Source organism: Leifsonia sp. PARNA 1/14 (assembly GCF_055720965.1).
Window position 1 is genome coordinate 475,586 of sequence record NZ_JBVQSP010000002.1, and the last position, 13,779, is coordinate 489,364.

Below are 13,779 nucleotides of genomic sequence, written 5' to 3' on the forward strand. Positions count from 1 at the left end.
AGTTGACGAATGGTGCGCTGAGCGTTCCAGTTTTAGTTCCGCGGCCAGGCCGTGCACCGAATCAAGCGACGAGGTTTCACGTGAAACAACCTGATCAGGACGCTCCCACCGAGGTGGGCGAGGTGTCCTTCGATGGGTCTACTCCCCTGGCTCGGGAGATTCAGGATCTGGCGCGAAGGAGACAGGCCATAGCTTCGACCACGCTCCCCCTTCCCTCGCGCACCCGCATCTTCACCATCTCCAATCAGAAGGGTGGGGTTGGCAAGACGACCACCGTCGTCAACCTCGCTGCTGCGCTGGCTAAGTCCGGCGCGCGCGTGCTCGCGATCGATCTGGATCCGCAGGGAAACGCTTCGACTGCGCTGAGCGTCGAACATCGCGAGGGCACCCCGAGCGTCTACGACGTCATCGTCAACGACAAGGAACTCGAAGAGGTCATCCAGAAGAGCCCGGAGTTCGACGGGCTCTTCGTGATACCCGCCACCATCGATCTCGCCGGCGCCGAGATCGAGCTGGTGTCGATGGTTGCCCGCGAGCAGCGGCTTTCGCGTGCGTTGAACCGCTTCCTCGATGAGTTCGACATCGATTACGTTCTCATCGACTGCCCTCCGTCGCTCGGGCTGCTCACCATCAATGCTTTCGTGGCGGCGACCGAAGTCCTCATCCCGATCCAGTGCGAGTACTACGCCCTCGAGGGCCTGAGTCAGCTTCTGAAGAACATCCAGCTCATCGAACGGCACCTCAACCCCAAACTGCAGGTTTCGACGATTCTGCTCACGATGTACGACTCCCGGACCAACCTTGCGCACCAGGTGGCCGAGGACGTACGCGCTCACTTCCCGGGCGAGGTGTTGGACACCATTATTCCTCGCTCTGTTCGCATCTCCGAAGCCCCGAGCTACGGTCAGAGCGTCATCAGCTATGACGCCAACTCGTCAGGGTCGCTCTCATACCTGGAGGCGGCCGCAGAAATCGCACGAAGAGGAGTACCCCGCTAATGGCAGCGAAGCGCACGGGATTGGGACGGGGAATCGGAGCGCTCATTCCGACGAGCGACCAATCGGCTCGCCCTGTCGACGTGTTCTTCCCCGAGGCATCCTCGGTGGCGACCGACACTCTTGTGGCGGTTCCGGGTGCTCGTCTGGCCAACCTCTCCCCCGCGGACATCGTTCCGAATGCGGCGCAGCCGCGCGTGGAGTTCGATCGCGAAGCGCTCGATGAGTTGGTCGCCAGCATTCGTGAGGTCGGGGTATTGCAGCCGATCGTCGTGCGTCCTCTCTCCGGGCAGATGGACAAGTACGAGCTCATCATGGGTGAGCGTCGCCTGCGCGCGACGAAAGAGCTTGGTTTCGACAGTATCCCTGCGGTCGTCAAGGAGACTGCCGACGAGGACATGCTCCGCGATGCACTGCTGGAGAACTTGCATCGATCGCAGCTGAACCCCCTCGAGGAGGCTTCGGCCTACCAGCAGCTCCTCGCAGACTTCGGGATCACCCAGGAGCAGCTTGCTACGAGGATCGGCCGCTCGCGTCCGCAGATCACGAACACGATCCGGCTCCTCAAGCTGCCCGCGCCTGTGCAGTCGCGGGTCGCAGCTGGGGTTCTTAGCGCCGGTCATGCTCGGGCGATTCTCTCGGTCGGTGACGACGAGGAGGCGATGGTCCGACTCGCGGACAAGATCGTGAACGAGGACCTGTCAGTGCGCGCGGCGGAGGCGGCGGCGAGTAGGACGCCGAAACCGACGCGCTCGAAGGCCTCCCCCGGCAAGCACCGTGGCCACCTCGACGAGGTGGCGGAACGGCTCGGAGATAGGCTGAATACGCGCGTCAAGATCACGTTAGGCGCACGGAAGGGTCAGATTGTGGTGGACTTCGCCACAATTCAGGATCTGAACCGCATCCTGGATGAGATCGGCCAGCCGACCTACAGCTCTCCCGTCCGTTTCACGTGAAACCTTTCCCGCGCTGATCGCCGGGATCGCGCTGGGCCAGCGGGCGGAAGGCGGTATGTACTGAGCGCTCGGGGCCTGGTGCAGCGCCCTGCCGTTCGTGTGAGCACCGTATTCGTGGCGGTCGGATTGGTTGGGGTCTTTGCTGGAATCCACTCCCCCATCCGCGAGGTCGACATCGTACGACTGTCATCGTCGACACGAGACTCGCAGCTGCGACTACTTCTCACCGACGGGGACGGAGTGAATGCGGGCGGATGCCTTTCTCCCGAAGCCAGCACCGCGAGCTTCGGAGTAAGCCCACTCGGCCCGAAGTCGACCTTCACCCTTGCCAAGCGCGCTGATCTGGAAAGCCGGACGGTCCCGCGATTCAGGTCTGCGGTGCTGGTAGGTCAGCGCAAAGCGGCCGGCGTGGCAGACTGCGCTGAGCCGATAGCCGCAGTAGATCCGCTCACGTGGACGAGCTAACCCCGTTTCACGTGAAACCTCCGCTCAGGAGTCAGCCATAGCCGCGGCCGCGAGCGTCGAGTAGACATCGCCGAGATCGCGACCGGAGGCGGCGATGGCCTGGGGCATGATCGACGTCTCCGTCAAACCCGGGAGCACATTGGCCTCCAGGAACCACGGGACACCATTCGCATCGACGATCAAATCGACGCGTGACAGGTGTCGTAGTCCGAGTGCACTGTGCGCGGAGGTTGCTGCATTGGCCACAGCCTCGAGTACGTCCGGTTCGAGCCGGGCGGGCACGTAGAACCGGGTCTCCCCCGCGTTGTACCGAGCGTCGAAAGTGTACGCACCCTCGAGCGGCTCGATCTCGACCGGCGGCAAGGCGATCGGGCCGTCTCCCGTGTCGAGGACCGCGACGGAGACTTCGACGCCCTCGACCTTTCGCTCGATCAACGCAACGTCCGCGTAGGTGTAGGCGTCCACCATCGCTCGCGGCAGCTCACCCGAAGCCGTTACCACTGTGACACCCTGAGCAGAGCCTCCGTGTGCGGGCTTGACCACCAACGGAACTTCGAAGGCCGACAGTACGGTCTCGAGCACACTGTTGGCGCCGAGCTCTCGGAAAGTCTCCTTGGGTAGTGTCACGGACTGCGGCGTCGCAACGCCGGCTCGTGAAACCACGGTCTTCGCGGCCGGCTTGGACCAGGCGAGGCGAGCAGCGTCCGTGGTCGACCCGACGAACGGGACGTCGGCGAGTTCGAGCAGAGCGCGAAGGGATCCGTCCTCTCCGCTCGACCCGTGAAGGGCGGGCCAGACGACGTCGGGGCGGCTCTCGCGCAGATAGCCGAGTAGAGCAGCGTCGGGTTCGAGAACCGTCACCCGGTGGCCGAGTGATTGCAGGCCGTCCGCGACGCGTCGGCCGGTGCGGAGGGAGATGTCGCGTTCGTGGGAGATCCCGCCGGCGAGTACGACGATGTCGAGGGCTTCGTTTTCGGCCATGATCTGCTCTTTCTCTGGCTGCGTCGCGTCAGCGGAGGTCGGTGGGCGGGTTGGGACTGGTCCGGCTGATGCGCGGGGAGCTCAGCGGACCCGTGCCCGCGAAGGTGTCCAGGAGGTCCTGCTCGCCGTTGATGACGTTGGCGAGCCGGCGCACGCCGACCTTGATGTTCTCCGGTGTCGGATAGCAGAACGACAGCCGGATGTTCTGTGCTCCGGATCCGTCACCGTAGAAGGCCGTACCAGGGGTGTAGGCGACGAGCTCCGTCACGGCGCGTGGAAGCATCGCCTTGGAGTCCAGGTGCGGCGGAAGTGTCAGCCACACGTAGAACCCGCCGTTCGGGTTGGTCCAGGAGAGTTCGGGCAGGTGCTCCTGGAGGGCGGAGATCATCGCTTCCTTGCGCTCGCGGTACACGCCGCGGAACGTGTCGATCTGTCCGCGCCAGTCGGCGTCTCGCAGATACTCCGAGATGACGAGTTGGCTGAACGAACTGGGGCTGAGCACCGCAGCCTCGTTCGCGAGGATCAGCTTCTCCCGAATGGCGTGCGGCGCCAGAGCCCAACCGACACGGAAGCCCGGCGCGAGTGTCTTCGAGAAGGTGCCCAGATAGACGACACCATCGCGCTCGACGGAGCGCATCGCTGCCGGCGGCTTGTCGCCGAAGTACAGGAGGCCGTAGGGGTTGTCCTCGAGCACGAGGATATCGTTCTGCCGCGCGATCTCGAGGATCTCCAGACGGCGCTCCCACGACAGCGTCACTCCGGCCGGATTGTGGAAGGTCGGGACAGTGTAGAGGAACTTGACCCGCCGGCCCGCTGCCTTGAGCCGCGCGATGTGCTCGCGCAGCGCCTCCGGGATCAGGCCGTGCTCATCCATCGGGATGTGATCGACCTCAGCCTGGTACGAACGGAAGATCACCATGGCGGTCACGTAGCTGGGGCCTTCGGCCAGTACGACGTCGCCCGGATCGATGAAGAGCTTGCTGAAGAGCTCGAGCGCGTGCTGCGACCCGGTGGTCACGATCACGTCGTCTGCGCTGCCACTGATCCGTTCGAGGGCCATGACGTCGAGGATCTGCTCACGCAGCGCCGGAACTCCCTGGCCGGAGCCGTACTGCAAAGCGACAGGACCTTGCTCGCGCATCACCCGGTCCATGGCCCCGACGACGAGATCTTCGGGAAGCGCCGCGACGTACGGCATGCCGCCGGCCAGCGAGACCACCTCGGGGCGGCTGGCGACGGCGAACAGGGCTCGGACCTCACTGGCGGCCAGGCCGCTCGTGCGCTGCGCGTAGTGGTGATACCACGGGTCCAGATTGTTGCCCTGCTGACGCGGGCTGCCCTGTTCTGTCACGAATCAGTCCGTTTCTCGTGTCTTTCATTCATGCTAGGGGCGCGACTCATCCCTCTGGAAATCGAGAGGCGGTGAAACGCAGAAGACCCGCCCGGCGCGATGAGCGCCGGACGGGTCTGAGAGTGCGAGAGCTGCCGGGCGGTCTACGCGAGGTAGGCGGCCAGGTCCTGCTCGAGGGCGGGCTTCGGCTTGGCGCCGATGACGGTCTTGACGACCTCGCCACCCTGGTACACCTTCATCGCGGGGATGGAGGTGATCTGGTACTTCGCAGCGGTCTGCGGGTTCTCGTCGACGTTGAGCTTGACGATCTCGATCTTGTCCGCGTGCTCGGCGGCGATCTGGTCGAGGATCGGGCCGACGGCGCGACACGGACCGCACCACTCCGCCCAGAAGTCGACGAGGACGGTCTTTCCGCTGTTGAGGACGTCCTGCTCGAAGGTGGCGTCCGTCACGGAACGTGCTGCTGACATTGTTGTGATTCTCCTTATGCGGTGGTCGTGAGTTCGAGATCGCCGGACGCGCTCTCGGCGCGCTCCAGCAGGTCTGCGGGAAGAGTCGTCAGGTAGTGCTCGGCATCGAGCGCCGCGACCGTTCCCGACGCCGCGGCGGTGACCGCCTGACGGTAGCTGGGGTCGATCACGTCGCCCGCGGCGAACACGCCCGCGACCTTCGTCTTGGAGGTCCGGCCGGCGACCGCGATGGTGCCCTCCGGAGTCAGGTCGAGCTGCCCGTGCACCAGGTGCACGCGCGGGTCGTTTCCGATCGCGATGAACAGCCCCTGCAGCTCCAGCTCGCTCTGCTCGCCGGTCTGCAGGTCGCGCAGCGTGACGCTCCGCACCTGCTCGTCGCCGTTGATGCCGACGACCTCGGAGTTCCAGATGAACTCGATCTTCTCGTTGGCGAACGCGCGGTCCTGCATGATCTTGGAGGCGCGCAGCGAATCGCGACGGTGGATGACGTACACCTTGTCGGCGAAGCGGGTCAGGAAGCTCGCCTCCTCCATCGCGGAGTCGCCACCGCCGACGACGGCGATCGTGCGCTCGCGGAAGAAGAAGCCATCGCAGGTGGCGCACCAGGACACTCCGTGCCCGGACAGGCGCTCTTCGTCCTCGAGGCCGAGCTTGCGGTAGGCGGAGCCGGTCGCGAAGATCACGGACAGAGCCTCGTGCACGGCACCCGAACCCAGCGTCACGGTCTTGACATCACCGGTCAGGTCGACCGAAACGACGTCGTCGAGGACGACCTCGGTGCCGAACTTCTCGGCCTGCGCCTGCATCTTGAACATGAGGTCGGGGCCCATGATGCCGTCGGGGAAGCCGGGGAAGTTCTCGACCTCGGTGGTGTTCATCAACTCGCCGCCGGCCTCGACGGAGGAGGCGATCAGCAGCGGCTTGAGGTTGGCTCTCGCGGCGTAGATGGCCGCGGTGTAACCGGCAGGGCCGGAACCGATGATGATGATCTGCCGCACGGCGGAACTCCTTGATGGTCTGCGGTGCTCCCGACCGGAGGCACCGACCTGTAGAACACATCCTAGGCGGATGCTATTCCGTGTCACCTGCGAGCGGAGGAACGGGGCGCGGCGCGGTCCAGAACCGGTGCAAGGCCGGCCTCCAGATCGCGCGAACGCAGGATTCCGAGAGCACCGACGTAGACGATCAGCATGACGACCCCGACGACAGCGGAGGCGACGATCGCCGTGATCGGATTGCGGACGGGGAAGGCTCCCGCCGTGACGCCGCCGAGGATCACCAGGAAGCCGGCGCCGGCGATCATCGCGGCGACCGCGGCGACGAGGAACCGCCAGAGTGAACCGAAGATCCGCGTGCCGTCCACTCCCCCGGTGCGGCGGCGCAGCAGCCAGAACGCGAGGAACGCCTGCAGGAGGCTCGCCAGCGAGACGACGAGGGCGACGGAGGCGGCACGCACCGACGGCGGGACGGCGAAGCAGATGAGCACGCCCGCGACGATGACGACGACTTGGGCGAGCGTGAAGAAGAACGGCGTGCGGGTGTCCCCGAGTGAATAGAAGGCTCGCTGAGCCATGAAGACCAGGGAGAAGGGCACGAGCCCGATCAGGTACGCGATGAGGACCAGGCCCATCGCCTGGTAATCCGAAGTGAACACGCGTGCCACCGGGTACGCGGCCACGATGAGCACGGCGGACGCGAACACGATGAACAGCATGATCGAGCGCGCGGCGGAGGAGAAATCCTTCCGGAACTCGCCGGTCGAGCCTCGGTGCGCATGCTCGGCCATCCGCGTGTAGAAGGCCGTCACGATCGAGACCGCGATGATCCCGTGCGGGAGCATGAAGATGAGCCACGCGTTCTGCATGACGAACGATCCGGCGTAGGCGGGTCCGCCCGAGTTCGACACGTTCAGCTCTATAACCCCCGCGACCTGCGTCGCGATCAGCATGGCGAACGTCCAGCCGGCGGCCTTGCCTGCGGTGCCGAGATCCACTCCGCGCCAACCGAAGTCGAAACGGAAACGCAGACTCACCCGCCGCCAGAAGACGAACAGGATGAGCGCCTGCATGGCGATGCCGAGGGTCGCCCCGCCGGCCAGCAGGGCGATCATCCAGAACGACCAGGCGTCGCCGTGGCCGGCGCGAGACGCCGTGCCGAAGGCGAGGACGAACGCGACCAACAGCACGATCGCGACGATGTTGTTGACGACGGGCGCCCAGGTGAAAGGGCCGAACGACTTACGCGCGTTCAGCACCTCTCCCAACAGGGTGTACAGGCCGAGGAAGAAGATCTGCGGCAGCGACCAGTAGGCGAAGGCCGTCGCCAGCGCGCGCTGCTCGGGAGGCACACCGAAGAGCACGATCAGCGCGGGGGCCAGGAACGTCGCGACCACCGCGATCGCCGCGAACACGACCATGCCGAGGGTGACGAGCTTGTTGATGTAGGCCCGTCCACCGTCGGGGTTGACGGACGCGCGGACGATCTGCGGCACCAGGACGGCGTTCAGGATGCCCTGGGCGATGATCGCGTACAGGCTGTTCGGGATGGCCGTCGCAGTGCCGTAGGCGTTCGCGGCGAACGAAACCGCACCGATCGCCTGCACGAGCAACCAGGCCTTGGCGAACCCGAGGAGCCGCGACACGAGAGTCCCGGAGGCGAGCATCGCGCTCGCGCGACCGACGCTAGCCATGTGCGCCTCCGGAGCCGGAGGGAGTCTGCGGGCCTTCGGCCGTCGTATCGCTACCGGGGCCGTCGCTCCCCGTGGTCTCATCGCCGAGCGAGGCCTGGTCGTCATCGTCGCCCTCGCCGTTCCGGCGCTGATCCCGGCGCCGGAGGATGTTGCGCACGATCCCGAACCCGAACAGCAGCACGACGAGGATGCCGAAGATCAGGGCTCCGATGCCCTCCCAGTCCGCATGGACTTCCACGGTCACCGAGCTGGGATCGCCGATGGGCACGCCCGTGGGGCTGTAGAGCTGCAGCGAGAGGACCACCTGACCGTTGCCGACCTTGGCCTTCACGGGGACGAGCATCGTCGCCCGCGAGTCCTGCGGGATGGTCTTCGTCGTCGGCTGGTCGATCTCGAGGCGGCTGTTGGACGGGGAGGCGCTGAGGACGACGGTCACCGCCTCGTTCGGCAGCTCGTTGCTCACGGTGAACGGGATCGACCCCTGCGCGCTCACGAGGTTGACGTTCTCAGTGGGCAGGATGTGGACCGCGTGGAGGGTGGAGACGGTCGTCTTCCTGCTCTGAGCGACCGCCGCCGTCCAATCGGATCGCGGATTCTGCCACGAGACGGCGAGGAGCGTGAGGAGTTGCGCGCGAGTGTTCCCGGTGAGGGTCGTCGGGTCGGCGAGGATGGTCGCGAACTCGTCGAGGGACTTCTCGTCCTGAAGCAGGGTGTGGATCGCGTCGATCCGCGTCTGCGATTCCGGGGAATCGGTGAGGGTGAGAGCCGACGACTGCTGCGACGCCAGGACTGACGAGAACGTGGAGGGCGTCGACCAGGGATTGGAGAAGAGGGAGTCGAGCGTGCGCTGCAGCTGCGTGCCGCTCGACGGCCACGACCGGTCGAGGGCGATCAGGAGGTGGTGCGGGGTGGGGCTCTCGGAGCTGACGAGTTGCAGCTGCGCGTTCAGCTTGGACATTGCACTGTTCCAGGCCAGATCGCTCGGCGCTGAGATCGCTTGGCGGAGCGCCTCGGACAGGCGCTGGTCGGACACTGCGAGCGTGGAGGATCCCGAACGCGCCGGAGCGTTCGGGGTGGAGTCGAGCTTGGCCGCGTTCGTGTTGCTGCCGGAGACGATGACGGTTCCGAGGCCCGCGGTCGCAAGCGGCGGGAGGTCTGCGGCGCGCGCGGTCGCGTCGCCGGGCCACGCGATTCCGGCGAGGCTGTAGTCCCAGGCCAGCAGGCGGTCGAGCGTCGGCAGCGTCGGTCCGCTTCCAGGAGTGGGCGTCGGGCTGGGTGTCGCAGCGGGTGTCGCAGTGGGGGTCTGCGGTTCGCCGATCGCGGTGGGAGTCGGCGTGAAGTTCTTCGGGTCGACCGCGTACCCGAGTGCTGTCGGCTGGAGCGGGGCGGGGAGGCCGGCCTGGATCTGGCCGGCGACGTCGGCATCACCGTAACCGAGTGAGAAGGTGTCGTTCGGGAGGGCGCTCAGGCGGTCGAGCCACGCCGTCGCGCTCGCTGGCGCGGAGTTCCCGAGAACACGAATCGACGCGATGATCATCGGGTCGATTCCGACGGCCACCGTGCTGTGGTTCTGCAGCCCGTCGAGATCGCGGGTGAGGACTCCGTTCGGCGCCGTATAGGTGGCGAGGTCTTGCGCCGAGATCAGGCCGTCCGCGGTCGACGGGCTGATGATCGGCATGACGACACCGATCTCCGATCGGGTCGCCGCTCCGCCCGGATACCAGACCACAGAGCCGCGGGCCTCCGCCGAGCTGGCACCTTCGGTGACGGTGGCGCCGATCCCGAAGACCGCGGAGGTGGGCCGGGTTTCGAAGGGCACGCTTGCCGCCGGCACCGTCACGGGCACGACGACACTGGAACCGGGCTCGAGGATGGGGACGACCGCCTGCCCGAGGTCGACGCGGTCGGTGACTGCGGCGGTGGAGGTCAGCCAGGAGCTGAGCTCGTTGCGGGAGGCGCGAGGGTCGGAGTCGTACCAGAGCTTCACCGAGCCCGACGCATAGGCCTTGTCGGTCGGGTTGCTCACCGTCACCGAGGTGACCAGGTCTTGTCCGGGCGACAGGATGCCTGCGCCGGCCGCCGTGATCGACGCGGTGACAGACGAGCCGGTCACCGCGTGGGAACCAGTCGTGGTCGCCGTCGCGACTTCGGCGAGGGTGGGAGGCGCCGCCGGGGCGGCAGCGGTCGCGAAGAGGGTCGCCACCGCGACCGCGGCGCCGATCAGCGCGCCGCGGACTGGCGTGCCCCGACGGGAGGGGCCGGGTACCCTCATGCGCCCGCGCACGATCCCGGTTCCGCCTCCATGTCGACGATTCTAGAGGCCGGCCCCTGTGAGCCCGGCGAGCACCGCGGGCGGTCGGAAAGGGCGTATCGCCAGGTGTCCCGTTAAAATGAGGCACCATGCAGTCCGTCGCCGAATCCCTCGAACGCCTCGGAGCCCTGGCGACGACACCCACCGTGGAGAGGGTGGCGCAGGCGTTCGCCACGGCGGGCCACGAGCTCTCCCTCGTCGGCGGCCCGGTGCGCGACGCCCTCCTCGGCCGGGAGGTGCACGACCTCGACTTCACCACCGACGCGCGTCCGGACGACATCCTCGCCGTCGTCGGCCCGATCGCCGATGCGGTCTGGGACATCGGGCGCGCCTTCGGGACGATCGGCGCGCGCTTCGGCGACGAGACGGTCGAGATCACGACCTACCGCAGCGATAGCTACGACGGCGTGACCCGCAAGCCCGAGGTCCGGTTCGGCGACACCCTCGACGGCGACCTCCTTCGCCGCGATTTCACCGTCAACGCGTTGGCGCTCCGCGTTCCGGAGGTCCGGCTCGTCGACCCTTCGGGCGGCGTAGAGGACCTGATCGCGCGCCGCATCACCACTCCCTCGACGCCCGAGATCTCTTTCGGCGACGACCCGCTCCGGATGATGCGCGCCGCCCGCTTCACGGCCCAGCTCGGGTTCGTCGTCGACGACGAGACCCGCGATGCCATGACGCGCATGGCGGACCGCATCACGATCGTCAGCGCAGAACGCATGCGCGACGAGCTCACCAAGCTGCTGGCGGCCGACGATCCGCGACCGGGCGTCGAGCTGCTCGTCGAGACAGGTCTGGCCGATCACGTCCTCACCGAGGTGCCGGCGTTGCGGCTGGAGGTCGACGAGCACCACCACCACAAAGACGTCTATCAGCACAGCCTCACCGTGCTCGAGCAGGCGATCGGGTACGAGAAAGAGCGCCATCCGGGAACCGCCCCCGACCTCGTGCTGCGCCTGGCCGCGCTCCTGCACGACATCGGCAAGCCGGCGACCCGTCGCTTCGAGGCCGGCGGCGCCGTCAGCTTCTACCACCACGACCTGGTCGGAGCGAAGCTCGCCAAGAAGCGTCTGACGGCGCTGCGCTTCGACAAGGCGACGGTGGACTCGGTCGCACGGCTGATCGAGCTGCACCTCCGATTCTTCGGTTACTCCGACGCCCACTGGACCGATTCCGCCGTCCGCCGCTACGTGCGAGATGCGGGCCCCGAGCTGGAGCGGCTGCACATGCTCACCAGGGCGGACGTGACCACGCGCAATCGACGCAAGGCCGACCGGCTCGGCTTCGCGTACGACGACCTCGAGCGACGGATCACGGAGCTCCAGGCTCAGGAAGAGCTCGAAGCCGTCCGGCCGGACCTCGATGGGGAGCAGGTCATGCGGATCCTCGGCCTGCGGCCGGGCAGGGAGGTCGGACAGGCGCTCCGGTTCCTCCTCGAGCTCCGGCTCGACGAGGGCCCGCTGGGCGAAGAGGAGGCCACGCGCCGGCTGCTGACCTGGTGGGATGAACGCCAGACTCCTCCACAGTGAGATGGTCGCTCGCGTTCTCCACGGATTCGATCGAGCGACCCTTCGGCCGGTGATCGCGACGCGATGCTGGACGCATGAGCATGACAGACACCCTCACGCAGGCGCCGCAGCGTCTCAGCTGGCGCGGAACCACCGCATCCGTTACCCTTGATAAGTTGCCCGGGCGGAGTCCTGCCCATGCAACCGATGTCAAACCCTCCTGCTGCAGAACGTCTGCAGCCGCTGAGACCAGAGGAGGTGGGTTAGTCATGCATCAGTACGAGTTGATGGTCATCCTCGATCCCGAGATCGATGAGCGCACCGTAGCTCCCAGCCTCGACAAGTTCCTCAACGTCGTTCGTAACGACGGCGGAACGATCGACAACGTCGACATCTGGGGCCGTCGCCGCCTGGCGTACGAGATCAACAAGAAGTCCGAGGGCATCTACGCCGTCGTGCAGCTCACCGCGACCGGTGACACCACGAAGGAGCTCGACCGCCAGCTGAAGCTCAGCGAGGCCGTCATGCGCACCAAGGTGCTCCGTGCCGAGGAGGCCATCGCCCAGGTCGCCGCCGCCCAGCAGCGCGCCGACGAGAAGGCCGCCCGCAAGGCTGCGTCCTCCTCCGAGAAGGCCGGCGCCTAGTCCGATGGCCGGCGAGACCGTCATCACCGTGGTGGGCAACCTCACGGCCGACCCCGAGCTGCGTTACACGCAGAACGGGCTGGCTGTCGCCAACTTCACCATCGCATCCACGCCCCGCACGTTCGACCGTCAGGCGAACGAGTGGAAGGACGGTGAGGCACTGTTCCTGCGCGCGAGCGTCTGGCGCGAGTTCGCCGAGCACGTCGCAGGCTCGCTGACCAAGGGGTCCCGTGTCATCGCTCAGGGCCGTCTCAAGCAGCGGTCCTACGAGACGAAAGAGGGCGAGAAGCGCACCTCGATCGAGCTCGAGATCGATGAGATCGGTCCGTCGCTGCGTTACGCCACCGCCCAGGTGACGCGAACGCAGTCGTCCCGTGGCCCTGGCGGCGGTGGCGGTTTCGGTGGCGGTGCTCCCGCTGTCGAGGAGCCGTGGGCCGCTTCCGCGCCGGCCGACCCGTCCGCGGGCGCCGACGTCTGGAACACTCCGGGCTCCTACAACGACGAGACCCCGTTCTAAAGGGTCCCTCCAACTGAGTTTGCCTGGCAGGCTGCGGCCATGTCAGGCGGAAAGCAAAGGAAATCATGGCTGGAAAGTCGAGCGGCGACCGCCGCAAGCCGATCCGCAAGGGCAAGGACGGGAAGAACGCCGCTCCGGCGAAGTCCGTCCGCGTCGGCGTCATTGACTACAAAGACGTCGCGACCCTGCGGAAGTTCATCTCGGAGCGCGGAAAGATCCGCGCCCGCCGCATCACCGGTGTCTCCGTCCAGGAGCAGCGCCTGATCGCCCGTGCCGTCAAGAACGCGCGTGAGATGGCTCTCCTCCCCTACGCCGGCTCTGGCCGTTAAGGAGAAGAGACAGAATGTCGAAGGTTATTCTCACGCACGAGGTCACCGGCCTCGGCTCCGCCGGTGACGTCGTCGACGTCAAGAACGGCTACGCACGCAACTACCTCGTCCCCCAGGGCTTCGCGATCGCGTGGAGCCGTGGTGGCGAGAAGCAGGTCGAGCAGATCAAGGCGGCGCGCGCCGCTCGCGAGCTGCACACCATCGAGCAGGCTCAGGACCTCAAGGCGAAGCTGGAGGCGACCCGCGTCAAGCTCGTCGTCAAGGCCGGCCGCGAGGGCCGTCTGTTCGGTTCGGTGAAGACGGGCGACGTCGCGGACGCGGTCAAGGCCGCCGGTCTCGGCGAGCTCGACAAGCGCAAGATCGAGATCCCCAACGCGATCAAGGTGATCGGTGACCACGAGGCCACCGTTCGCCTGCACGACGACCTCTCGGCCGTCATCTCGCTGCAGGTGGTCGCCGCCAAGTAGCGGTCGCGGAACAGCACAGTGTAGGGGGGGGGGGGGGGGGGGGGGGGGGGGGGGGGGGGGGGGGGGGGGGGGGGGGGGGGGGGGGGGGGGGGGCGG

Annotated in this window: 13 protein-coding genes; 7 read left to right on the top strand and 6 right to left on the bottom strand. The window is 66.8% G+C overall.

Annotated elements, in window-relative coordinates; translation table 11 throughout:
• Positions 1–80: 80 nt before the first annotated feature.
• Positions 81–998: a ParA family protein gene (locus AC0HS0_RS07305; RefSeq protein WP_472962816.1), complete on the top strand. Its 918-nt coding sequence runs from the start codon at positions 81–83 to the stop codon at positions 996–998.
• Positions 998–1,951, top strand: a complete 954-nt coding sequence (locus AC0HS0_RS07310) for a ParB/RepB/Spo0J family partition protein (RefSeq protein ID WP_472962818.1) — start codon at positions 998–1,000, stop codon at positions 1,949–1,951. Before AC0HS0_RS07305 ends, AC0HS0_RS07310 begins: the two co-directional genes overlap by 1 nt.
• A gap of 489 nt (positions 1,952–2,440) precedes the next feature.
• Here AC0HS0_RS07310 and AC0HS0_RS07315 read toward each other — a convergent pair whose 3' ends face one another.
• From AC0HS0_RS07315 to AC0HS0_RS07340, 6 genes are all read right to left on the bottom strand, one after another.
• The gene (locus AC0HS0_RS07315) at positions 2,441–3,397 is read right to left on the bottom strand and encodes a D-alanine--D-alanine ligase family protein (RefSeq protein ID WP_472962820.1); all 957 of its coding nucleotides are present in this window, start codon (positions 3,395–3,397) and stop codon (positions 2,441–2,443) included.
• A 28-nt stretch (positions 3,398–3,425) separates the two neighbouring features.
• On the bottom strand, positions 3,426–4,748 hold the full coding sequence (locus AC0HS0_RS07320) for an aminotransferase-like domain-containing protein (RefSeq protein WP_472962822.1): 1,323 nt from the start codon (positions 4,746–4,748) through the stop codon (positions 3,426–3,428).
• 143 nt (positions 4,749–4,891) lie between these two features.
• Positions 4,892–5,218 (bottom strand): thioredoxin, encoded by a 327-nt coding sequence (trxA, locus tag AC0HS0_RS07325; RefSeq protein WP_055922107.1) that lies wholly within the window; start codon positions 5,216–5,218, stop codon positions 4,892–4,894.
• 14 nt (positions 5,219–5,232) lie between these two features.
• The gene (trxB, locus tag AC0HS0_RS07330; protein ID WP_472962824.1) at positions 5,233–6,216 is read right to left on the bottom strand and encodes a thioredoxin-disulfide reductase; all 984 of its coding nucleotides are present in this window, start codon (positions 6,214–6,216) and stop codon (positions 5,233–5,235) included.
• Between the two features lie 83 nt (positions 6,217–6,299).
• Positions 6,300–7,907 carry a murein biosynthesis integral membrane protein MurJ gene (gene murJ / locus AC0HS0_RS07335; RefSeq protein ID WP_472962826.1) on the bottom strand — a complete coding sequence of 536 codons (1,608 nt, stop codon included), beginning with the start codon at positions 7,905–7,907 and terminating at the stop codon, positions 6,300–6,302.
• Positions 7,900–10,179: a DUF6049 family protein gene (locus AC0HS0_RS07340; RefSeq protein ID WP_472962827.1), complete on the bottom strand. Its 2,280-nt coding sequence runs from the start codon at positions 10,177–10,179 to the stop codon at positions 7,900–7,902. Before AC0HS0_RS07340 ends, murJ begins: the two co-directional genes overlap by 8 nt.
• Before the next feature lie 128 nt (positions 10,180–10,307).
• Between AC0HS0_RS07340 and AC0HS0_RS07345 the strand changes: the two genes are divergently transcribed.
• The 5 genes from AC0HS0_RS07345 to rplI all read left to right on the top strand — a co-directional run bounded on the left by AC0HS0_RS07345 (position 10,308) and on the right by rplI (position 13,683).
• Positions 10,308–11,747 carry a CCA tRNA nucleotidyltransferase gene (locus AC0HS0_RS07345; protein ID WP_472962828.1) on the top strand — a complete coding sequence of 480 codons (1,440 nt, stop codon included), beginning with the start codon at positions 10,308–10,310 and terminating at the stop codon, positions 11,745–11,747.
• A 248-nt stretch (positions 11,748–11,995) separates the two neighbouring features.
• Positions 11,996–12,370 (top strand): 30S ribosomal protein S6, encoded by a 375-nt coding sequence (gene rpsF / locus AC0HS0_RS07350; RefSeq protein ID WP_055922121.1) that lies wholly within the window; start codon positions 11,996–11,998, stop codon positions 12,368–12,370.
• Between the two features lie 4 nt (positions 12,371–12,374).
• Entirely contained in the window at positions 12,375–12,887 is a 513-nt protein-coding gene (locus AC0HS0_RS07355; RefSeq protein WP_472962829.1) for a single-stranded DNA-binding protein, read from the top strand.
• Between the two features lie 65 nt (positions 12,888–12,952).
• On the top strand, positions 12,953–13,216 hold the full coding sequence (rpsR, locus tag AC0HS0_RS07360) for a 30S ribosomal protein S18 (RefSeq protein WP_018189012.1): 264 nt from the start codon (positions 12,953–12,955) through the stop codon (positions 13,214–13,216).
• Between the two features lie 14 nt (positions 13,217–13,230).
• A complete protein-coding gene (gene rplI / locus AC0HS0_RS07365; protein WP_472962832.1) occupies positions 13,231–13,683 on the top strand; it encodes a 50S ribosomal protein L9 in 453 nt (150 codons plus the stop codon).
• Positions 13,684–13,779: the final 96 nt, after the last annotated feature.